This window comes from Myxococcus sp. AM011, assembly GCF_013372595.1.
In the GTDB taxonomy this organism is placed as follows: Bacteria; Myxococcota; Myxococcia; order Myxococcales; family Myxococcaceae; genus Myxococcus; species Myxococcus eversor.
In genome coordinates this window covers 1-21,875 of record NZ_JABXEM010000204.1, presented here as the reverse complement: position 1 = coordinate 21,875, position 21,875 = coordinate 1, and the positions used below count along the sequence as shown (strand labels likewise).

The 21,875-nt window shown below is 66.6% G+C and carries 19 protein-coding genes and 1 pseudogene; 8 read left to right on the top strand and 12 right to left on the bottom strand.

What is annotated here, in order from left to right; translation table 11 throughout:
• Positions 1 to 757, bottom strand: a pseudogene (locus HUW62_RS33550) (phage portal protein); the annotation flags it as partial.
• Complete coding sequence (locus HUW62_RS49160; RefSeq protein ID WP_368670532.1) at positions 754 to 954, bottom strand: hypothetical protein; 201 nt, start codon at positions 952 to 954, stop codon at positions 754 to 756. The gene HUW62_RS49160 and the pseudogene HUW62_RS33550, both read right to left, overlap by 4 nt.
• 327 nt (positions 955 to 1,281) lie before the next feature.
• Here HUW62_RS49160 and HUW62_RS33545 point away from each other — a divergent pair, with 327 nt between their 5' ends.
• Positions 1,282 to 1,545, top strand: coding sequence for a hypothetical protein (locus HUW62_RS33545; protein WP_255203786.1), 264 nt, complete (start codon positions 1,282 to 1,284; stop codon positions 1,543 to 1,545).
• Between the two features lie 121 nt (positions 1,546 to 1,666).
• Positions 1,667 to 2,560: a hypothetical protein gene (locus tag HUW62_RS33540; protein ID WP_176436736.1), complete on the top strand. Its 894-nt coding sequence runs from the start codon at positions 1,667 to 1,669 to the stop codon at positions 2,558 to 2,560.
• 120 nt (positions 2,561 to 2,680) lie between these two features.
• On the opposite strand, the gene HUW62_RS33535 is transcribed toward HUW62_RS33540, so the two are convergent.
• From HUW62_RS33535 to HUW62_RS33525, 4 genes are all read right to left on the bottom strand, one after another.
• On the bottom strand, positions 2,681 to 5,155 hold the full coding sequence (locus HUW62_RS33535; protein WP_176436735.1) for an SIR2 family protein: 2,475 nt from the start codon (positions 5,153 to 5,155) through the stop codon (positions 2,681 to 2,683).
• Positions 5,156 to 5,598: 443 nt separating this feature from the next.
• Positions 5,599 to 6,057, bottom strand: coding sequence for a terminase (locus HUW62_RS49155; protein ID WP_368670531.1), 459 nt, complete (start codon positions 6,055 to 6,057; stop codon positions 5,599 to 5,601).
• Positions 5,939 to 7,033 (bottom strand): terminase, encoded by a 1,095-nt coding sequence (locus HUW62_RS49150; RefSeq protein WP_368670530.1) that lies wholly within the window; start codon positions 7,031 to 7,033, stop codon positions 5,939 to 5,941. The genes HUW62_RS49155 and HUW62_RS49150 overlap by 119 nt, the downstream gene beginning before the upstream one ends.
• Before the next feature lie 11 nt (positions 7,034 to 7,044).
• Positions 7,045 to 7,845: a BRO family protein gene (locus HUW62_RS33525; protein ID WP_176436734.1), complete on the bottom strand. Its 801-nt coding sequence runs from the start codon at positions 7,843 to 7,845 to the stop codon at positions 7,045 to 7,047.
• A gap of 129 nt (positions 7,846 to 7,974) precedes the next feature.
• Between HUW62_RS33525 and HUW62_RS33520 the strand changes: the two genes are divergently transcribed.
• Positions 7,975 to 8,589 carry a tyrosine-type recombinase/integrase gene (locus HUW62_RS33520; RefSeq protein ID WP_176436733.1) on the top strand — a complete coding sequence of 205 codons (615 nt, stop codon included), beginning with the start codon at positions 7,975 to 7,977 and terminating at the stop codon, positions 8,587 to 8,589.
• A 1,038-nt stretch (positions 8,590 to 9,627) separates the two neighbouring features.
• Here HUW62_RS33520 and HUW62_RS33515 read toward each other — a convergent pair.
• The 6 genes from HUW62_RS33515 to HUW62_RS33490 all read right to left on the bottom strand — a co-directional run bounded on the left by HUW62_RS33515 (position 9,628) and on the right by HUW62_RS33490 (position 14,453).
• Positions 9,628 to 10,725: an AT hook motif domain protein gene (locus HUW62_RS33515; protein WP_176436732.1), complete on the bottom strand. Its 1,098-nt coding sequence runs from the start codon at positions 10,723 to 10,725 to the stop codon at positions 9,628 to 9,630.
• 9 nt (positions 10,726 to 10,734) lie between these two features.
• Positions 10,735 to 11,565 carry a hypothetical protein gene (locus HUW62_RS33510; protein ID WP_176436731.1) on the bottom strand — a complete coding sequence of 277 codons (831 nt, stop codon included), beginning with the start codon at positions 11,563 to 11,565 and terminating at the stop codon, positions 10,735 to 10,737.
• Positions 11,541 to 11,879, bottom strand: a complete 339-nt coding sequence (locus HUW62_RS33505; protein WP_176436730.1) for a hypothetical protein — start codon at positions 11,877 to 11,879, stop codon at positions 11,541 to 11,543. Before HUW62_RS33505 ends, HUW62_RS33510 begins: the two co-directional genes overlap by 25 nt.
• A complete protein-coding gene (locus tag HUW62_RS33500; RefSeq protein WP_176436729.1) occupies positions 11,876 to 12,535 on the bottom strand; it encodes a 3'-5' exonuclease in 660 nt (219 codons plus the stop codon). Before HUW62_RS33500 ends, HUW62_RS33505 begins: the two co-directional genes overlap by 4 nt.
• A complete protein-coding gene (locus HUW62_RS33495) occupies positions 12,536 to 13,711 on the bottom strand; it encodes a PD-(D/E)XK nuclease family protein (protein ID WP_176436728.1) in 1,176 nt (391 codons plus the stop codon).
• A gap of 130 nt (positions 13,712 to 13,841) precedes the next feature.
• Positions 13,842 to 14,453: a hypothetical protein gene (locus HUW62_RS33490; protein ID WP_176436727.1), complete on the bottom strand. Its 612-nt coding sequence runs from the start codon at positions 14,451 to 14,453 to the stop codon at positions 13,842 to 13,844.
• A 1,559-nt stretch (positions 14,454 to 16,012) separates the two neighbouring features.
• On the opposite strand from HUW62_RS33490, the gene HUW62_RS33485 reads away from it, so the two are divergent.
• From HUW62_RS33485 to HUW62_RS33465, 5 genes are all read left to right on the top strand, one after another.
• The gene (locus HUW62_RS33485; RefSeq protein WP_176436726.1) at positions 16,013 to 16,822 is read left to right on the top strand and encodes a sigma-70 family RNA polymerase sigma factor; all 810 of its coding nucleotides are present in this window, start codon (positions 16,013 to 16,015) and stop codon (positions 16,820 to 16,822) included.
• Between the two features lie 155 nt (positions 16,823 to 16,977).
• Complete coding sequence (locus tag HUW62_RS33480; protein WP_176436725.1) at positions 16,978 to 17,319, top strand: hypothetical protein; 342 nt, start codon at positions 16,978 to 16,980, stop codon at positions 17,317 to 17,319.
• Positions 17,320 to 17,325: 6 nt separating this feature from the next.
• Positions 17,326 to 18,063 carry a hypothetical protein gene (locus HUW62_RS33475; protein WP_176436724.1) on the top strand — a complete coding sequence of 246 codons (738 nt, stop codon included), beginning with the start codon at positions 17,326 to 17,328 and terminating at the stop codon, positions 18,061 to 18,063.
• 87 nt (positions 18,064 to 18,150) lie between these two features.
• Positions 18,151 to 19,668 (top strand): DEAD/DEAH box helicase, encoded by a 1,518-nt coding sequence (locus tag HUW62_RS33470; RefSeq protein ID WP_176436723.1) that lies wholly within the window; start codon positions 18,151 to 18,153, stop codon positions 19,666 to 19,668.
• 26 nt (positions 19,669 to 19,694) lie between these two features.
• A complete protein-coding gene (locus HUW62_RS33465; protein ID WP_255203784.1) occupies positions 19,695 to 21,770 on the top strand; it encodes a hypothetical protein in 2,076 nt (691 codons plus the stop codon).
• The last annotated feature ends 105 nt before the right edge of the window (positions 21,771 to 21,875 follow it).

Sequence of the window (21,875 nt, the reverse complement as noted above, 5' to 3'; positions counted from 1 at the left end):
GATCTCCAAATGACTTGAAGTACACCCGCTCACTGCCCTGCACCTGGAGGTAGCGGCGCAGGCGCCGACGGGTGCTCACCGTATCGAAGCTGACGGCGGAGATGCGGACGCGCTCGCGCACCTCGACGGCCTCCTTGTCCAGGGGGAGGAGTCGCACCGTGTACGAGGGGACGTAGACGAAGCGGGCGATGTCGCCCTTGCCGTCTCGCAGCACCTCCCAGTACGCGTTGCCCGTCACCTCCACGTCGTGCCGGGTGCGTCGGCGCAGCTCGACGAAGCTTCCGTCGAAGCAACAGAAGTCGAAGAAGGACTCCAGGCGGGCCTTCTCCACCCGGGCCTGCTGACGCACCTCCTCCGCGTGAGCAGCGACTTCCTCAGCCGTGGGGCGCAGGGGCGTCCCCGCAGGCAGCGTTCCCGCATCATGGGCGGCGGCGCGCTCCAGGGCCATGGCGTCGGCCACCTTCTCCCGGGCCCCGTCGGCGTCGAAGTCGATGGCGGGCTCGAAGCGGTACCCGAAGCCGTCGATGTTCGTCGCGTACGCGTCGACGTTCTGGCGAAGGGAGTTGGAGTGCTCGACGAGGAGGCAGAGGGCCTCCGGCTCATATGGGGGCTGGAGGGCGCCGGCCTCGCTGAAGGCCAAGGCGTCCTCTCCACCGGGGCGGCTGGCGGGCTCGTCGACACGGGCGCCCACCACCACCGCCTTCAGGATGGACTGGAGGCGCTCCTCGGCCTGGTGGACTTCCGCAGGCACCGTCACGGACGGGCCTCCACGTAAGCCAGGAGGCCCGTGGGGGTGTGAGAGACGGCGCGCACGCGCTGGCCACGGGCCGCCAGCTCGGCGTGGAGCGCCTCCAGGAGTCCGTCGTGGGTGGAGGCCTCGACGGTGAACTCCGGCCCGGGGTGTGGCGCGCCCGAGGGAGAGGAGAGGACGAAGACTCTGACGACGCTCTGCACACGGGCCTCCCGGACCAAGTGGAGGCAAGGCGCGCGGTGGGAGGGGCGCCCTCGATGTGCGAGGGCGTTGGGGGCCGCGCGCCTCACCTCCAACGAGGACAAAGGCCTCGGGCCCAATTTCGGGGACATCGGGAGCGCGCTTTTTCGCTCAGGACCTGCGCCTCAATGAGTTGCCTTTGTCGGAGGACAGAGCGCTATTGGCGACACCTGCGGCTGACGCGGGAGCCCGCGCGCGAGCCGAAGCGCATGCGTGAAGGCGCCTCCCGCTGCCGCGAGTGACAGAGACGATTGGGAGGGCTGCTGATGAATGCAAACCCGGAGTGTTTGATGCGAGAAGAGGACGCACGCGGCATCGCGCCCGCCGGTGACGTTGCCGCCACGACGGACGACGTGACGACGTGCCCATGCCCATGCCCGTGCTCCGAGCGGGAGGACGAGGCACACCATTCGAGCGACTACCTCGTGACGGCCGAGGAGTACCCCAAGCACCCTGCTGCCCGGGCCGGCTACGTGGGGTGGGTGTTCTGCGTCCACTGCGGCGCGTGGCGCGCCGACGACGATGACGCGCCCGACGCGGACTGGGTGCCCTGACGCGCGCTGCGCCCGCGTGAAGAGTGGGCCGCACGAACCCCGCTCCTCATGGCAGGACCGGCTCTGTCTCTTCGTCCATGGCGAACACGTTGGAGCCCCTCTTCAACGTGGAGGAGACACCATGGACACCTACCGTGTCGCGAAACTGCCCGCGCGCCTGCGCGGCTTCGCGCTGCCGGACACGAGCACGCAGCCCGGAGGCTACGTCGAAGCGGGCGACTACCTCGTGCTCGAGGAGAAGGCTCGCCACCCCACGCCCGACACCGACTACGTCCGGTTGCTGGTGCCGCAGTTGCGCGGGCTGGACACCTGGGTGTGCACGCGCTGGCGCACCCAGCGCTACGCGACGCTTGTCTCCCAGGAGCGCTCGCCCGCCATGGCCCGGCTGTCGTTCGACAGCGAGCCGCTGGCCGTCTGGGAGGAGCGGCTCATCGCGCTCCTGGGCGCGTTCCCCGACTACAGGTACGACGTGAATCGGGCGTACTACCCATGGGCACTCCCGGGCGTCCGTGTCCCGTTGGCACCGCCCCGGCTGAACAACTGCTGCACTTTCGCCGAGGCCTTGCTGGTGAAGGCATTCTCCGAGGCGCACGGCGCGGCCTTCTCGTGGGACATGCGCCGCCACCGGCAGATGATGATCGCCTCCACCCAGGACTACTTCTCCCCGGTGACGGCAGCCGTCGAGTCCGGCATGGCCCTGCTGGCGCCGTCGGCGGATGTGCCACCCCACCCCTGGACACTCATCCAGGGGTGGCGCAGCCAGTGGGGCTCGGGGCACACCTTCCTCGTCGCGGACTTCCACCCGGAGACGGACAAGGTGCTGGTGCTGGAGTCCAACGCTGGCTTCGGGCTCGACGGCGTTGGCTACCGTGGCCTCGGCAACCTGCGCGACGTCGGCCTCCAGCCGCCTGCGGACTGGTGGACGCGGAGCGAGGTGTGGACGTGGCGCCGCATCTGCTCGACGTACCCCTTCCGCCGACAGGCGTGGTTGCGGGTAAAGGGGGCAGTCATGTGAAACGGTGAACCATGCCCACCGTCGATTGTCCTCTCTCCCTCTCAGTGTCGCAGAATAGGGCCAGTGTTCGTGGCCAGGGATTGATGGCGCGTGGTTTGCCTTGTGTGTCTTGGGCGCGCGTCACTTTGTTGGGATTTCATTGATAAGGATTCTCCAGCGGCGTTCAAGGTCGCGTAGGTGGTCGGCCTTGAAAAACACTGGCGCATCCAAAAGCAGCTCATCGGTAAACCGCTTGACCCGTGGCTCGATTCGTCGACGCTGCGGGGGGATGGTCTTGTAGTATTCTATGACCCCGCGAATGCCTGTGTCGTAGACTTGGATGTCTCGGCGCTTCCAGTTTGATATGATTTGAATGGCTTGTTGAATGGCGCCGATTGCTTCGGAAAGATAACGTTCGCCATGAGATGTTCCTGCGTGCGTCCTTGCTAGGCGGTACCGGACTTGTGCAAGCGTTGTAAGGGTTACAGGGTGCGTCTCGACCCCGACTGCGTGCTCTGCGTATCTAAGAGAGGTCGTGGGGTCTGTTTCTAGTTTGAGGTGGGCGAGTTGGTTCCAATACCGGCTATTCCATTGCCAGTCGGGCTTGATACGTGAATATAGAAGCTCTGACTTGTCGCCTAGGAGTGGTTCGACTGTGGAGTCAAAGTCGAGCAAGCGAGCTGCGAGCCGGGCCTCAGGGCTTCCTCGGACGAATGTCTTAGTGTTGACATAATGTCCCAGTGCTCGCGATAGGCTTACGAAGGCGTCGAACCTTTCGTCTGGAGAGATGAGTCTGATTAGGTGCTCGGCAATGATTTCGTGTCGAGTTTCACAGTATTCTCCTAGAGGTGGAATTGTTCTGACGAGTCCATGGAGTTCCTGTGCAAGGATCTTTTTTAGACGGGGGAAATCCAGGCCTGATGCTCGGTGCAGTACTGCGGTTTTGAGCGGATATCCACAGGAGTGGGCCAGCGAAAGGAGACTGTAGACGCGTTTGGTGTCGACAGGCAGTTCGTTGAGTTCCTGCTTTATGAATTCATTGAGGTGCGGAGCAGATGAGTTGAGAAGGATTACGCTCGTAAAAAGGTCTTTGTCGGTGATGATTTTGGCGAGAACATTGTCGGGTTGGCGCGCCTTGAGAGACAGTAAGCCTTCATCCCTCATTTTTCGGACAAGAGTCGTTGCTTCGCCCTTGTTGAGTTTGTTTAGCGAATGATCTGTTATTTTGAGTGTAGAGATTGTGTCCGAAATCTTCTTGAGGCGAGTGGTGCGTTCTGTGAGCAGCGCAAAGAACGGCACCTTTCGCTCTTGCAGGGTTGTGAGCAGTTCTCCGATTTGATTGCCGTGCTCCCCTGCCCTGTCGATGATGATGACAGGCTTCCCTCGAATAGAGCTGAAAACCTCTGTTGCAGTGTGAGTAAGTATGCGCTCAATTGCATTGTAGAAGAAGACAGGGAAGCCAGAGCGGGCCGCTTCGAGGCCGACCCTCATGGCTAGGGAAGTCTTGCCTTCGCCCGGTACGCTTGAGATTAGTTGAATTTCAGAAGTGGGGTCCGAATTCTGAGCCCAAGCTGAAATTTCGTCGACGATACTGGTTACTTTGCTGCGGATTACATCATCCCCGCGGAGCAACTGCGTCCAGTTTGGTTCTGTCCCTGTAAGCAGGTGGGGCTCCATGGTGTCATGGAGGGGTTTGGGAAGTTCTGCTGGATTGACATATAGCCACTGTCGAAAGAACAGTCGCTGGTCTGTTTCGGTAGGCTTAGATTTGAAGACCTCGGATGAGGTCGCGGCCGGCAGTATGAGTTCGAGTGGAGATGGAAATGGGGCCGCTATGTGATACAAGTTCTCAAAGAAGTCGCCAGCATAGGACTCAATGGGAACCAACCCGAAGCGCGTGCAAAGGGCCGCCTTTACCGGATCCATCCGGTCGGTGACAAAAAGGGAGGGGGCAACTTGCTGGTCGCCAACTAGAAGTCCTGTGCGTCGTGCTAGGTAATATTCAAGGTCGATTTCGTTTAGGCTGCAGCCAACTATGATGAAGGGCGTGTTCAGAAGTTGGTCCGCTGCGATCTTGAACCAACTGCTGTCAAGTGCTGCGGCTTGGCCATATGTTTGGGTTGAGAAGACGTAGCCGTGATCGGGATGCTCTACTGAGCCGTGGAGGTGGACTATGTTTAAATCTTTGATGTCTGAGTGCTCGATGAATGCGTGTCTGAAAGTGAGTGCTTGTGGTGTTTGTTGGGCTGATGGGTCTTTGTAGACGATGGAGAGGATGTCGTCGATATTGAAGGAGTAGATCGTTCGCCAGATGATATGCGCGACGTGTTTTAGCTTGTTGTCGGGAATGCAGTGACGGAATCGCTCTTGGAAGTGCCTGTTGAGATCTGATTCAGGAATGCTGCTTGCTAGTGCTGTGAGTGGGTATCCGGTAGGAAGAGAGAACGCGGTTGCGATCTCGTTGGCAAGGGCATTTCCGATTGGCAATGGGCGGCCATCTTTGGATGCCGATGAGGCTGAGAAGCCTGCCCCGAGCAAGAGGGCGTATCTTCCTCTTCGAATTGCGGATATGACTTGGTTCTTAATGGCGGCGGGGAGGATTGAGGTTCCGCTCATGGGGTGGTGTTCTCAGCTTGTGAACGAGGGGCTGTTTTGGCTTCCCCGTTTCTGTTGATGGATGCTCATCTTGGGGGTCGGACGGAGCGTAGCTTATGGAGGGAAGTGCCGTCACCGTGGTTGGGGCGTCGGCGGATGAAGTTATGGCCCGCTCAGAAATTACCTGGCCAGGAGAGGCGTCTCCACGCCCGGAAAGATGTTGTCCGGGTCTGCTGATCATGTGATGCGCAGCGGGCGGCGGTCCCTCTATTCGTGAGGCATGGAAGGCTGGCATACGCTGCATAGCCAAGTGTTGAGGGATGGATTGGATTGATGATAGCTGCTGATTCGGCGAGCGTCCAGGTGTAGAGCCAGGGCAGCCCTGCCTCGGCACTTTATCTCGTCTATGGTGTGGCTAGACCGATTTTGAGGCGTGAGGCTATGCTCGCACCGCAAAGAAGGCATCATCCAATTACCCTCACCCCAATCTCCCCGCTACCTCGTCGTTCCGGCCCCCGCTCGCGTTGGCAGGCCAGGGCCGCGGCCCAGAACTTGTCCGCGTGGCCGCGGTTGGTGCGCTCGGCATCGAAGGACACCTTCCCCGAAGGGAGCACCCGGCGTTTGATCGAGTGGATCTGCCCGACGAGTTCACGCTCGCGCGGCAGGGTGACGTCGCGGCGCTGGAGCAGAATCTTGAAATCGGTCGCCCAGCGCTCCTTGGACTCGTTCGTGAAGTTCTCCGCCACGACCTGGGGGAAGTCGCGGGCCAAGTTCTCCGCGAGGTTCATGCCGATGCCGCTCCGGTCAACGCTGAGGCGCGCCACGGGCAGGACGGACAGGAGACGCCGGAGGTGTCCCTCCTGTTCGGCGAAGGGCACGCCCTCGAAGCTGCGCAGCATGCGGCACGTGAAGCGGCCCTGCACCTCCTCGAAGACGGCCAGCTCCGAGCGGTCTCGTGTGCGGCCCACGTCGAAGCCCGCCACCAGGCGCCCCTGGGGCACGGGCACGTCGGATGCGTCCTGGGCCAGCGGCAGCTCGTCGGTGGTGCACGGGAGGATGAGCTCGTAGGGGAGGAAGCTGTAGGACTCGTCGACGTAAAAGGCATTCGAACTCCTGCTGGAAGTCCTCCTGCGGCAGGGAGTCGAACTGCTCCACGAGGACGGGGCGCCCGAAGCGAACGACGCGCTCCTCGGTGGGCATGAGGGGGGCCTCCACTGCGGCGCGCCGCACGTCGTGGCTGAAGAAGCGGCACAGCCACCAGGGCACCTGCTGGCGCGTGTGGTGCGGGTACTTGCGCAGCTCCTGCGAGGCGATTTCCCAGAAGATGCCGCGCCGGCCCAGCGGCGTGCTGCATCCCGTCAGCTGCCCGTGCGAGCGGAGGATGAGGGCGGTGCTGCCCGTGTAGACCTCGCGATCATTGATGTAATGCGCCAGCTCGTCCAGGTAGGCATCCCCGCGCTTGCCGCGCGGAGGCTTGGAGGGTACGGAGATGATGCGCGAGAGGCGCCGGCCTCGGGAGTTCGACTCGAAGGCCAGCTCCGTCTTCGCATCGGTGACGAGCTTCTTTTGATAGGCGAGCGGCAGCTCCTCGTACACCTGCCGGGCGATGAGCACCTTCTCGACGGCGTCGGACAAGTTGTACGACACGAAGACCGCCGTGTGGCCGTCACGCAGGTGGCAGCGCGCGAGAGCCTCGAGGGCGAAGAGGAAGGAGAAGCCCACCTGGCGGCTCTTCGCCACCCACCTGAATCGAGAGCGGTTGTCGAGCAGGGCCTGCTGGTAGGGCTCCAGCACCACCGGCTCATTGTCGTAGTGGCACAGGCCGGAGATGAAGCCCGACTCGGTGGCGAGCCACTGGGTGAGGTCATCCTCGGTGCGCTTGACGATGCCGAGCGTCACGGTGTCCTCCTTCAGCCGAGGCCGACGGAAATGGCCGAGGAACGAGCGGCATCTTCCAGGACGCCGAGTACCTCGGGGCGCCAGAGAAGCTGGCAGGCGGAATGTTCATGGGGGCTGAGGGGAACAGCCTCGGCGTACTCCCAGCCGGCGTCCGTCAGCTCCCACTCGCCACTCGCGGCTTGCCGCTGGAGGCCGCATGCCTCCAGGCGAAGGTTCATCTTCCGGGCGGACAGTCCCACCTTCTGGCCGAGCTGCATGGCGTTGAGCCGCGCGGGTGGCGCGGCGGCCGACAGCCCCTTGCGGTGGTGCTCCATCGACAACCCAGTGTCCGTTTGGATGGCGTCGAGCGCGTGGGCCGCTGCCAGCTCCGGCTTGTGGCCCGGAACGAAGGAGGCGAGCGTCCTGGCCACGTCCAGGTGTGCCAGGACTTGGTCCTGGAGTGGTGAGAAGGGTGCCAGGCGCGGCTGTGCATGAGGAGCGGCTGGACGCGGGTAGGCCCCCGTCCTGCGGAGGGTGGGGAGCACCTCGTGCGCGAGCCAGCGTTTGAATCGCTCCGCCCCCGCAGCCTGGCTGGTGAAGACGAGGCGGTACACGCCGGACTCGTTGACGGTGGCGACTCTCTTGAGGCCGCCCGGGGTGTCGGTAGTACCGACGCCCTTTTCATCGTCGCCCAGTCTGCCCAGGGCTTTCGGGCTGTCGGCGATATCGAGAGCCTCGCAGACGTCGGCGGCCACGAACCATGGCTCACCCCGCTCGTCCACGGAGACACGGACGCGGTGCGCCTCGAAGTTGAAATGGGCCAGCGGATGCACAGCGACTCCTTTCGGGGAAACGCCGAGTCCGCGCGGGGCCCGGCTCAAGAATGCGCAGCGTGGTTAATGACTTGTCTTGCTGGGGCGACAGAGCGCGTATGGCCGCGTCCTCTTCACGAAGGAGTCGCCATGTCTGCCTATGCCGCTGTCGTCCGAGCACCCCGCACCCTTACCGAGAAGGAGGTGGCGCTGCTCTTGCGCACCACGGGGTTGCACCGGGATGGATTCAGGGACCACTGCCTCTACAGCCTCGCGCTGGCCTCGGGCCTGCGAGAGCACGAACTGGTGGCCCTCAACATCGGCGACATCTTCGACGAGCGTGGGCGCGCACGCCGGCACGTGGCGCTGACCGTCTTCAAGGGGTGCCGCCGGCGTCCGGGCCCCCAAGAGATCGTCCTCTCGGACACGGTGCGCGCGAAGCTGGAGAAGCTGTTGCGCTTGAAGCGCTCGCAGGGGCACGACGTGGGGCCCCAGGCGCCCCTCTTCCTGAGCCGCAAGGGCCTGCGCCTGTCCACGCGGCAGGTGCGCCACGGCTTCGCGGTGTGGCAGGTGCGCGCGGGCCTGGAGCGGCACCTGAACTTCCACAGCGTTCGCCACACCGCGTGCACCGGGGTGTACCGGCGCACGAAGGACATCCGCCTCACCCAGCGCTTCGCGCGCCAGCGCAGCATCGACTCCACGGTCATCTACACGCACCCCTCGGATGACGAGCTGGTGCGCGTGACGCAGGACCTGCCTTGCTGATGGGGAATGCCGCCTCCGCGCTGAGCGCCCGCGAGAGCCCCTGGCTGGGCTGGGGTGCCGCGCGGAGGCGGTGAGGGGCAGCCGTGCGCAATGCTCGCGCGGGCCGTCCCATGTGCGGCCGGCGAAAGTGAACAGCGCGAGGCGTTCACTTACCGGGTGCAAATGAACAGGGGAGGGGTGTTCACTTTTTCGGAGGTGACTCTCTCGAAAAGGGCCCCAGGTACACGCCCCGGCGGCGCCACCCGCACGAAAGATCGCACCACCCCCCACCCTGGCGTCAGGGGTAGGCGGGGTAGGCGTGCTGGCGTCATCGGTAGGCATGGTTGCGCCCGGCCGGGGTAGGCGGTGAAGGTGACTGGGGAGGAGCTGGGCCGCGCGGCGGGCGGCAGGTGGCCCCAACCAGAGAAAAGCGGCCATTGGCCTCGGCGCTTCGGTCCCTCACGAGGGCTCGTAAGCGCGCGAAACAGCGTGGGGGCAGTGACGCCGAATGGCCGCCTTTACCCATTTTCGGCCATTCGGCTCGGCCCTGGTAACGGCACGCGCGCCCAGGTGCGCGCGGGGCGGAGGGCCGGTGCTTCGAGGGCAGCTCGGGGGCTCGTGGGACTCACGAGGAAGACAAAGGCCTGCGGCCCGAAGCGCTGGGGGACACGCGCGCACGAACGGGGCGCCACGCGGCGACAGGCGCGGTGCGCGGGGCCAACCGGAGCCGAGCGCCAGGTGGGCCACGTGGCGGCCAGCGGGGCGCAGCGGAGCAGGTCGCCCCGGGCCGGGGAAGTGAACGGCGCGCTGGCGTCCGGCCCGCTGGACGGAGTGTGCTTCAGGGCGCGAGTTCAGGCCCGAACTCGTACCGCGGCGCTCAAGGACCTGGTGGCTGTCCGCCCTAACCTCGCGAAACTACGAAGGCTGTGGAGCCAGGCGTGTGCTTCCGCGTGCCTGGTGGAGCTCCCGGGGGAAAGTGACCAGGCGCGGCCTGGCGGCGTGAAAGTGAACGGCGAAATTGATCGCGGAAAAGCTCCGTTCACTTACCGGAGGGCGCACTCAGACGGAGTCGGCGGGGGACGCGACGTCCGTGGGTGGCTCCATGAGGGTGTCGTCCTTGGTGCTTCCCGGCGAGGCTGTGTCGAGGTCCTCGTCGTCGCTGCTCACCACCTCTGCGTCCACCTCGCCGCGCACGGCGGGCGTCGTCTCGCGTGCCGCGCGCAGGGCCTGGGCGTGCCGGGCCTGGAGGCCCTCCAGCGAGAAGCTGGCGTGCAGCTCCTGGCGGGAGTCGGCGCCGCCTTGGACGAACTCCTTCAAGCGCACCATGGTGTTGAAGTCGGTGGGGTTGTCGACGCGCACGCGGCCTTCGGCGAGGGCCTCCTCGAAGCCGAGGAGGTAGCCGTCAATCATCTTCAGGGCGTCGTCCTTGGAGACGGCGATGGCGTTGGCGCGCAGCTCAATCAGCTTCTGGTCCGCCTTGGTGGCGATGCGAGTCTTGGCCTCCTCGCGGCGGCGCAGGCAGTTGTGCTCCCTGGAGTAGTTGGCGATGAGGGAGGTGGCGACGCCGAAGCGCTCGGCCAGCTCGCGGTACGAGGCGTAGGACGTCATGGTGGAGCCGTCGGGGAGCGCCTTCACGTCGCCGAAGACGAGGGCCTTGTCGAGCTCCTGGCGCGGGAGGGCGGGCTCCTCGGACTTGAGGGGGCGTCCCAACTTGCGCTGCGCAGTAGGCGGTGCGGGAGGTAGCGCTTCGGGAGGCGCGGACGGCGGCGGGGGAAGGAGCGCTTCGGCAGGCGTGGGCGGCGCGAGTTGCGCGGGAGGAGGTAGCGCTTCGGCAGGCGCGGGCGGCGCGAGTTGCGCGGGCAGCAGCGGAGGATGCGCTTCGGCACGCACCAGCATCGCGCGTGACGTTTCCGCGAGGAGGCGCTTGCGGCGGCCGAGACAGTCGTGGTGCTCGGCGTACCGGGCAATGGCGCTGTGGGCGACGCCGAAGCGCTGGGCCAGCTCGCGGAAGGAGGGGAAGCGCCTCTTCACACGGCCTCGCGTGGTGGGCACCTCCTCGCCCTCGACAAGGAGTCGGTCCACCGTGTCGGGAGGAAACCGGGGGCCTTCGGCCTTGGTGGGGCGCCCCAGCTTCTTGACGAGCTTCTTCTTCGCCATGGCCGTCCCTCAGCAGCCTGTGGAGGGCTGGGCCACCGCGTCCACGGCCTGGGTGCGCAGGCGTTGCATCAGTCGCGTGCGCTGGCGCTTCAGGCGCTGGTACGTCCTCTCGGCCTCGGTGGCGTCGCCTTCGACGAGGCGGCTGACGTAGGTGCGCAGCTTCTCTCGCCGGACGACGGTGGCCATGAGGACTTCGACGTCGCTGTGAGGCAGGGTGCCCCGGGCCAGGTGCACCAGCACGGCGTCGCGCTTCACGAAGCTGCGGCGGGCGCTGAGCCGCCTGGGGCTCTCCACCGGCGTGGCGTGACGGGTGTCCGGCAGCCACTCGGCGAGTTGCTGCTGCGTGTACGTCTCGTGCTGCTCCGCGCGCTCCTTGCGCAGGAAGCGGAACACCTCGCGCGCCGTCTGCTGGCGCAGACGGGCCGCCGTCCAGTCCCTCCAGCGCACGAGGGGGAAGCCGCGCGCGACGGACAGGAAGGTGGCGAGGACGAGCTGGTCGAGGTCCTCGCGAGGCACCGCGTTGCCGAGGAGGCGGCGGCGCAGGCGGCGCAACATGGGGGCGTAGGCGGTGGCGAGGGCCGCTGTCCACGCCGGGCTGGAGGAGGCCTGCATTTCGGCCATCAGGGCCCGGGTGAGGGCTTCCCGCTCCGGGTACGTCTCCTCGCGCGCGTCAGCCATGGCGGCCAGCACTGATTCGGGGGTGGCATGGCGCGCGAAGGCGTGCCGCTGCGTGCGCGCAGCCGTGAAGACGGCCTGGTGCCGAGGCGAGAGTGCCTCCACACGCAGCAGGCCGAGGAGGTGGCCGAAGAAGTCACTCACCGAGGACGGGCCTCCCACCACTCGCGCACCAGCTCGAGGAAGTCATCCAACTGCATGGTGACGAGGGGCGGCTGCCCGTCGTCCTTGCACACGGCCAACGGCCAACGGCCCGGCGGGCACGTCTCCACCGCCTGTCGCATGGCCTCCCGGACGTTGGTGCGCTGGTGGGCCTTGGCCTCCAGCCAGAAGCACGGCACCTCGACGTCGGACACCTCCTGGCCGGTGCGGTATTGGAGTCCGCGGCGGATGACGGCCTCGGGCATGGCGTCGCGGAAGCGGTGGACGAGGGCTCTCTCGAAATCCGCGCCCTTGCGACGGGAGGAAGCGCCGCTCACGAGACACCTCCCGACTCCTCCAGCAGCCGCTCCATGTGCCCGCCACGGGCCATGCGCACCGCGAGGCAGCGGGCCAGCTCCAGCGCGCAGCGGGCGTCCGCCATGGCGCGGTGAGGCGAGGGCCGGTGGAGGCCGAAGCGCTTGGCCAGGGCGTTGAGGGAGAGGGACTCCACCTCGCCCGTGGCGAGCAGCGGCCACGCGAGGCTGGCGGTGTCGAGGCGGTGGTAGTCGACGGAGGGCAGGGGCAGCTTGGTGCGGCGGTAGCCCTCGACGAGGAAGCCCCAGTCGAAGCTGGTGTTGTGGCCGGCCACGAGGGTGCCCGTCAGCAGTGGCGTCACGGTGGCCAAGACTTCCTGCAGGGGCAGCGCGTCCCGCCATTCCTCGTCGGAGTAGCCGCACACGGCCAGGGCTTCGGGCTGGGCGTCCGCCAGCCGGGTGGGCAGCACGCGCGCCTCGTACTCCGCCAGCACCTTGAGGCTTCGGGCATCGACGCGGAGGATGGCCACCTCCAGCACTTCGTGCCGGGAGGCATCCAGGCCCGTCGTCTCCAGGTCGATGAACGAGAGCGTCCGCAGATGCGGCGGGAGGCTGGGGAAGAGCAGCGAGGGGAGGGCAGAGGCAGGGGTGGTGTCGGAAGCAGGGTGAGCGGACAGCATCTATGCAACCTCCTTGGCCCAGAACCTGGGCGAGTGGTGTTTGGCGGCGAGGGAGTCCAGCTCGGCCTTCAGCAGCGCGACGCGCGCGGTGCCCAGGCGCTTGCCCGCGTCCTTCAGCAGCGCGTCGAGGGCCTTCTTCTCGACGCTGGCGAGGCGCTGCATTAGCTCCTCACTGGAGAGGCCGGTGGCCCGGGCCAGCACCGCGACGGTGGGCTCCAGCGGGTAGTCGAGGCTGGTGGTGGTGAACATGCGGTAGCGCGTGCCGGCGAGGACGAGTTCGTCCTGTTCAGCGAGGTGGGCCCGGAGGACGCCCTCCAGCTCCGCCTTGCGCGCGTTGAGAATCTTCGCGAGGTGGGCGACTTCCTGGCGCTCGCGGGCGACGGACTCCAAGTCGGACGTGTCCTCGCAGACGACGTCACGCTGTCCCTCCAACGCCTGGGCGTAGGCGGGGCAGTTGCGCCGGTGGTCGCAGTACACGCAGTTGGGGTTGAGCCGGGCCGGGAAGGACTCCGCCTTCTCCATCTGCTGGCCCAGCGTCTCGACGTAGGCGAGGGCGGCGTCCAACTGCTCCTCGGTGCGCGTCGTCTCCTGCCGCACGCCGTGGCGCAGCATCCACATGGAGAGGCGCACCTTCTTCGCCCAGGGCCACATGCGGCGCGCGGCGAGGGCGTAGAGGCTGAGCTGGAGGCTGGCGTCCAGCTCCTCGCGCGAGAAGAGCTGGTGGTTGGACTTGTAGTCCATGACGTGGACCGTCTCGTCGTCCACCCAGTCGACGCGGTCGATGAAGCCCAGGACGGTGAAGGGCCCCACCGGCAGGCGGAACTCCTTCTCAACGGCGAGGATGTCGCGGGAGTCCACGCGGCCCTGCTGGCGGACGAAGTCCTGGAGGATGGAGAGGCCCTGCTGGAAGAGGTCCAGACCGGAGAGGCCCGAGGCGGCCCACTCTTCACGATAGAGCTGGAGGGCGCGCTCCTCGGAGAGGGGGCCCGAGTACTCGGTGTCGACGACTTCCTGGAGGAGTCGCTCGAGGACGGCGTGCAGTGCCTTCCCGAAGCTCAGGGGGACGCCGGGCTCGGCGGTGTGCTTGTCGAGGTAGTGGAGCTGGTAGGACAGCGGGCAGGCCTCGAAGCGGCTCAGCCGGCTGTATGACAAATGCTCGTTTCGCAGTGCGCTCATGACGTGGGCCTCCGGGCCGGTGCAGTGGCGTGTCGCGAGTCAGTCATCACGCTCTTTTCGAGAGACACATCAAGTCGAAGGGGACATGCAGCGCGGCCACCTGCGTGTGTTTCACAGGCCCGGGCCACGCTCATGGCGACACCTCATCCGCGGAGGCTTGCCGTTTCTCGAAGGACATGACGCGAGAGCCCGGGAAGGCAGACAGGACGCGCACGAGCGTGGCGGCGTGCTCCGGGGTGAGCTCCTTTCGGGCCTGGCCGGTGTAGGCCGGAACGAGCCACACCTCGCCGTAGGTTTCGGAGGCGAAGCACACCTCGGCACCGAGGGCCTTGAAGCTGGCGATGTCCTCGTCGGTGAGGCCGCGCAGGGCGGAGAGCGGGGACTCCGCGTCCAGCTCCTTCACATCGGGAGACGGAGCGGGTGGCGCGGGCCTGGAGGCGGGGGATGGGGCGTTCTTCTTCGAGCCAGCCTCGGTCAGCGGATGACCGAAGAGATCCACCGCAGCCGGGGCGGACTTCGCCGGAGGAACGGAGGAAGGGGGCGCGACCTCTTCACGAGGAGCACGGGGCTGCCGATTCACCTTCAGCCACTCGGTGCACGTGGAGATGCTGGCCAGGGCGCAGCCCCCGCCAGTCCGGTAGTGCAGGCAGTGCTTGCCCTCGCCGCGGACATACGCTTCGCACGTCACGCCTGGCGGACGATGCTGTGCGGCGGTGGGCTGGAGGTAGTGCGTAAGGGCCATTCGCGGATGTCGGCGGCGCGTGTTTGCCGATACACCCTAAAAGCACCCCATCCCTCCGTTTCGGGACAGGATTTCTTTTTGCCCGATTTCTTTTTTGATTTTCCGGGGCGAGCGACACGCGGCCATAAGGCAGAGCAAAGGCCTCCGGCGCGATTTCGGGGACACCTGTGTCGTCACCCTTTCTTCTCGCGTGCCTCAAAAACCAACGCGGAGCTGGAGGGTGGCAGTGATGGCAGGCGCGATTCAAAAGACTGCCACGAAATTCCCCAGTGAAATCGCTGGAGTGGCGGAGGTGGCAGTAGTGGCAGTGTTTTCTGGGGTAATGCCGCCTAGGGAGAGTGTTCTCCTGAACCCCTATTGAATAGTGCCATTCAAATATGCGCGCGCCTGCTACGTAGGGGTACTTTTTGAAACACTGCCACCACTGCCACTTTAAGATAAGATAATGAATTTATAGAAGAAAAGAGTGGAAGGGAGGGCTGCCACCATCTGCCACCGACTGCCATCATCTTTGACTTTAGGTGAAAGTGTTGTGGCTGGTTGTGAAGAGGCTTGGAGAGCGTGGCTGGACGCGGTGGGGCCAATGCCTGTGAATGGCCGCTGGACGGCCGGAAACGGCCTCCACGTGCGTCGAAGCGGGCTGGGCGCTGCCCAGGGGCAGGGCGAAGGCCTTCCTCGTCACCTGCGCCCTGTCAGGGGGCCGCAGCCCCCGACAACGGTCAGGTGCTCCCGTGACGCGACGGCGATGATACGGAGAGAGAACGTGTTTCACTTGGCGCGTGTCCGGCTGCGTGGACGGTCCCCGAGGGGCGACGTGCGGGCATGAAAGTCGCAAGCCGCGCGGCCGTGTCGCCGACTTCAATGCAGTCGGCTCGGATATCCCCACTGGAAAAGTCGGATGCGACGGAAGCGCCATTGAATGCGTGGCTGTCTGGGTATTGGGGACTTGGGGAGGGCTTGAGACATGAATAATAAGTATCACCCTGAAGTGCGGAGGGGGTGTTGGCGGTATGGGAGGAGTGGGCACGCGTTTTCTTCACGCCGTCACGCTTCCGTCACGCCCAGGATGCACGCTGTCGCACGTATTCCTTGAGGCCCTGTCGCGGCGCGGTGTCGTCCTTGGGCTGTGAAGGGAAGCTGCGTGAATTACGGTTTCAGCACGATGTGCTGTTTTGTTGTGAGCGGCTCGGCCCTGATGCCGAAGCGGTGCGCCGTCCGGATAGGACTGGGCCTGCGCCGTGAAAGCCGCGTCTTGGCCTTCCTGGGCACGCCGCGCTCCGGTTGTCGTGCCCCCATTCGGAAGGGGGCTCGCCCGTTACCCTAGCGAGGCCGCTCGGGGCTCGGGCGCGTGGAGCGCTCTCCTCTTCCGACGACTGACGCGCCGCAGCCACGAGGCTCCCACCGAAGGCGGGGCCACCTCGGAGGCGCTGGCGCCATTCCCTCAACGGGGCTCGGCCTTGTCTCCTCTCTCACCCGGCACCTCCCGCGCGCCGAGCGCAGGACCGGGACGGCATGCACCTGTGAGTCGTGGTTGGGATGCTCTCCATCAAGAGCTTGGCGTGGCCCTCCGGACGGCCGAGGCGCAGCGCGCCTATCGCCTGGTGCGACGCAACTGGGAGGCGCTCGCCGACTTCGAGCAGCCGGAGGCCCTTGTTTCGTTTCTCACCGCGCGTGAAGGCGAGTCTCACGTCAAGGATGGCTTGCTCGCGGGGCTCGTCGTCATGGTTCAGACGGGGGCCGCTGCCAGCTTCTTCGTGGCCTTATTGTGGTTGAGCCTGTGGCCCGGGTTGGACAGCGTGTATCGCCGCTGTCTCAGGCGAACGGAGCAACCGCCCGCGGAGGTGGTGTCCTCGGTGGCCGTGTCCTTCATGGCCCTCGTGGCACGCGTCAACTTGTCAGGCGTCCATCGCGTGGCTGGGACACTCGTGCGCGGGACGGAGCGCGACGTCCTCAAGGCATGGCACAGGGAGCTGGTAGAGCAACGCCAGCGCGCGCGCCTTGAGTCGCTGGCAGACGTGGACGGCTGGGCGCCCTCGGTGCCGTGGCTCACTCCCTTCGCCTCGCGAGCCCGCTCCTTCAACGCCGAGGTGGAGGAGCTGCGCGCATGGCTCCTCCCGCTGACGGGGGAGGACACTGACCTGCTGGTGTCCCTCGTCCTTCGCGAAGAGGACGCTGTCGAGGTGGCAGCGAGCCTTGGGCTGTCGCCCGAAACGGCGCGCAAGCGCGTCCGGCGGGCCCTGGCTCGCCTGCGGAAAATGAAGAATAAAATCCCCGAAAAAGATTTCTTGTCCCGAAACGGCGGGTGGGGGTGCTTTTTAGAGTTTGTGGATTCTGAAACAACCGAGAGGGCACCGGGAGGGGGCGGCTGACGGGCTGCGCGAATCGTATGTCCCCTACGCGCGCCGCCTGACTTTGGGGGAGTAGCGGGGGCGCGTCGCGCCCCAATCCACGCCTGCTTTGACACGCCCTGTCCGCCGACGCGGACAGCGACGCCACTGTATTGCCTTCAACCTGGAAGGACTGAATGAAGACAGCCGCGCGAAACAGCTTCGAGCACGATGAAACATACGTGCGCTTCTTCGCTCGCATCGACGGGCACCGCCTCCGGGTGGTGAGCCGGGGCAACGCAGGGCCGGAAGCGGAGGGGCGCGCCGCGTGCCCCTGCTGCGAGTGCGAAGGGGCCGGGGCCAACGACTACGTCCGCATGCCGGGCCTCTTCCGCCGCTGGGAACTCGAGCACGTCGTCGACAGCGAGGCGGACTTCAACGTCGAGCCGGCGGGCTGCACCGTGGACGGCACCGAGTTGTTCTCGGTGTACCGGCGCGAGCGCCACGCCTCCACCACGCACTGCCAGAAGGAGGAGTGAAGCACCATGGCGAACAACATGTGGGAGCAGACGGCCGCGATGGCCAAGCAGCACGAGCAGCAGGGCGGCGCCTGGCTGAAGCTCGCGAATGACGGGGACACCGCTGTCGTCGTCTTCCTCGGGGAGCCGCACCCGCGCGAGGTGGTTTTCATCGACAACAAGTTCGTCCCCTTCGACGAGAAGCTGAAGGCCCAGGGCCACAAGCCCTCGCTGCGCGTGGCTCTCAACGTCGGCGTCTATGGGACGCGCGAGGTCAAGGTGATGGAGCAGGCCGTCACCTTCTTCAACACGCTGATGGAGCTCCGGGCGAAGTACGGCCTGGAGAAGTGGGCCTTCGAGGTGAAGCGCCGAGGGGCGGCCAAGGACACGAAGACGACGTACTCCATCCTCCCGGACCGGCAGCTCACCCACGAGGAGACGGCGGCCTTCCAGTCGTTGCAGCAACATGACCTGCCGAAGCTGTACGCGGCGGAGGCGGAGGGCGCGGCGAGCGGCGCGTCGCCCGCGGGCGCTCCCAACGCGAAGGCGAACGAGCCCATCGACGTGAAGCTGGCGCAAGGAATCGCCACGGCCCTGAAGGCACTGCCGCGCGAGGCCGTGGATCGCTTCCTCCAGAAGTTCTCCGTGCAGCGCATTCGCGACTTGCCGGCGTCGCGGGGAGAGCTGGCGCGCGCCTTCGTCGACTCCCTCGTGGCTGAGTACTCCGCGGAGCGTGTCGCGGACGTGGACCCCTTCGGGCCGTGAGCGTGCCCCGCTGAAGTTGGTTGCCGTAGCCATGCGCGAAGGGGGCCTGTTGCGTGCCCCCGACGCGCTTCTCTGAGGACGATAAAAATGGTCGAAGACTTCTCCGAAATGCGCGGGGACGGGGGACGTGTTGTCTCTCGCTTCCAGGACTCCAACGCTGGGACGGCTCCGTCTGTGCCTGCGGGCAACGCGGGCGCGGCCACAGGCAAGCAGACGCTGCGCGTACGCGTGGATGCGGGCTTGCGGCTCGCGGCGGGCGACGTGCCGCCCAAGGTGCTGGAGGGCCTCTGCCGGGCACTCTCCATTCCAAACCCCGCGTATTTGAAGCTGTTGCGGCTGCGAAAGCGCCCCGGGGCGGAGCCCCAGACGCTGTACTTCTTCCGCCAGCAGGAGCGGGAGTTGGTGCTGCCGCGCGGGGCCATTCACCTGCTGCGCCGGGCCGCGGACGAGGCCGGCCTGACGCTCTCCTTCGAGGACGCGCGGGTGTTTCCGACGAAGCGCCTGGCGAAGCTTCCGGAGGTGCCCCTGCGCGACTACCAGTCCGAGGCGGTGGAGCGCCTGGCGAAGGCCACCCAGGGGACGGCGGTGCTCCCATGCGGGGCAGGGAAGAGTGTCCTCGCCGTCGGAGCCATCGCACGGCTCCGCACGCCGACGCTCATCCTGGTCCACACCTTGGACCTGGCGGAGCAGTGGCGGGAGCACATCCGCGAGCGCCTGGGCCTGGAGGCCGGCCTCGTGGGCGCGGGCGAGGAGGAGGTGCGGTCCATCACCGTGGCCGTCGTCCAGTCCCTCGCGCGGTGGGACGAGGCGAAGCTCGACGCATTCCTCCATGGCTTCGGCCTGCTCGTCCTCGACGAGGCCCACCACATCGCCGCCAGCGCCTTCCATCGAATCGTCGACCGCTGCCCGGCGCGCTACCGGCTGGGCCTGACGGCGACGCCTGAGAGGGAGGACGGGCTGACGCCCCTCCTGCGCTTCTACCTGGGCGCGCCCCTGGCCGTGGTGAAGCACGAGGAACTCGTCGCGCGCGGAGTGCTGGTGGTGCCCGAGGTGCGCGCCGTGGAGACGGCCTTCGACTTCCCCTACGGACGCGCCGCGGACTACGCGCCCATGCTGGAGGCGCTGGCGGAGGACAAGGCGCGCAACGACCTCATTGTCGGCGCCGTCGCACGCGAGGCTTGGGCGGGCCACCTGTGCCTCGTCCTCACTGGCCGGGTGGACCACTGCGACCTGCTGGCGCATCGGCTCTCGGCCGCCGGCCTGTCGGCCGCTGCGTTGACGAGTGAGGTGCCGCGCGAGGCGCGCAAGGCCCTCCTGGAGCAGGCCCGCGCCGGGCGCGTCCGTGTGCTGGTGGCCACCAGCCTGGCGGATGAGGGGCTCGACTTGCCGCGCCTCTCGCGCGTCTTCCTGGCGTACCCCGGCCGCGCGCGTGGACGCACAGTCCAGCGCCTCGGACGCCTCATGCGTCCCCACCCGGAGAAGAAGAGCGCCGTCCTCATCGACTTCGTGGACAGGGAGGTGCCGCTCTTGCGGCGCCACCACGCAGAGCGCCGCCAACAGTACGCCACCGTGTTGGGAGTGACAGCCCACGCCGACGTGCATTGAACCACCGCAGAGAGTGAGCACCTTCGATGACGACACCTTTTGACACCACTCCAAGCACTCCCAACCCCGATGCCATCCGCGCCACCTGGCGGTGGCTGGCACACGCGCAGCACGGCGTGAGCGAAGTCCGTGTCATCCGCCCGGGCGGCGGAGGCATTGTCGGCCTGGGCTTCTTCGACGACGAGGAGGCCTTCGTCGCGGCCTGTGCGGCGGCCAACGCCGACGGCAACGTGTACGTGGGCATTCAACCGCGTCCCCGGCGCCTGCTCGAGCTGGCCCCCAATGTCCTCCGTCCCTTGCGCAGCGGCGCGGGCAGCAAGGACATCGAGGTGGTGACGGCCACGGTGGTGGACCTGGACCCGGTGCGCCCCAAGGACACGGCCAGCACCGAGGACGAGCTCTCGCTGACGCTCCAGGTGGCGACAGCCGCCGCGGACTGGTGCGGGGCACAGGGACTCGCCCGCCCGCGGCTGATGATGAGCGGCAACGGGGCGCAGCTGTGGTTCGCCCTGCCGCCGCAGTCCCTGGCGGGCGAGGCTCACGAGCGCGTGCAGGCGGGCCTGAAGTCCTTCGAGGCCGAGGTGCGCGCCCGCTTCCAGTCCGAGCGCGTGCACGTGGACTCCATCCACGACGTGGCCCGCATCATCAAGGTGGTGGGCACCGTCAGCCGGAAGGGCGCGGGCACGGTGGAGCGGCCTCACCGAGCCGCTCGGGCGCTCGCCGGCTTCGAGCGCCTGGAGGATCCGCAGCTCCTGGAGCGCCTGCTGCGCGCGCCGGTGCAGCAGCTCGTGGGGAACCTGGCGCGTCCGGCCCAGGTGGTGCTGCCGCTGGTTGCCTCCACCTCGGCGCCGCAGGGGACAGTGAAGGCCCGCCGGACGGAAGCCGGGGAGTACGACTGGGCGCAGCCTGTGGAGATGTGTGGCCCGGTACAGCGCCTGTGGAATGAGGGCGCAGAGGACCGGAGCGTCGCCATCTTCAACATGGTCCGCTACTTCGCCCACAAGGGGCTGGGCCTCGATGAAATCACCGAGCTTGTCCTGGAGTACGACCGCCGTGGCCTGGGGAAGCTGAAGGGCCGGGACGGCGTCGGCTACATCCGCAAGGCCTACGAGAAGGTGATGGCCACCGCCCGCGAGGATGGGGCCGTGGCGCCGCCCTGCCACTCCCTCCAGAGCATGGGCTACTGCCGCGTCAACCGCGAGCCGGACGTGCGCTGCGAGCTCTACGACGTCATCTTCGACATCGAGGCGGCCGTGGAGCGCCTGGCCACGGTGCCGGCCCAGGACGTGGAGTACCGCCTCAAGCCCATCCTGGAGGCGATTGCTCACCGTCCACCGTCCGCGCAGGAGAAGTACCTGGGCCTGCTGGAGGTGCGCACGGGCCTCGCCGCGCAGAAGCTGCGGCTGTCCATGGCCCGCGCCGTGCGCACTTCAGCAACGAAAGAGAGCGCGGAGGGCGCGGACTCCAAGGGAGGGAAGGGAAGCAGCGGCGACGACACCATCGACGGCGAGGTGTATGAGGACGTGTACTGCTACTACACGGTGACGCAGCGCGGAGAAGCGAAGGCGATTTCCTCCTTCACCTTCACGCCGAGGGCCGTCGTCGAAACCGAGGAGGGGGAGGTATTCCTCGGAGACATTCGGACGGACAGGGGGAGCAGTATGGAAGGGGCACGGCTGCCGCGGCGTGCCTTCAATTCGCGCAAGGAGTTGCTGCACCACCTGCCCTCCGTCCACACGCAGTGGACGGGCAGCGACAACAACGTCCAGGGCCTGCTGCGCGTGGTGGCTCGCCGGCCGGTGCCGCGACTGCCAGGCACCACGACGCTGGGGGACTTCAAGCGGGGAGCGCACCACGTCTGGGTGGCGCCTGGGTGCACCATTGGGGTGGGAGGCTTCCTCTCGGACGCCCCCGTGGCTTACCTGCCGAATGGCACCTCACTCGAATCGCGCATTCGGTACGAGGCCACGGACGACGACACCTTCCACGGCGTGGCGAGCACGGTTTTCGAGTGTCTGCTCAAAATCAACACGCCGCAGGTGGTGCTGCCCATGCTGGGGTGGTTCTTCGCGACGCCGATTGTTGCGAGGCAGGCTGGTTGATGGACTAGCGCTCCGCCTGGTTGATGGGCATCACCGAGCGCGAGCGTCAGCGAGCGCGCTCGGTGATGGGAGCGGCCTACAGAGCGGCGGCGTCGGTGTCGAGCA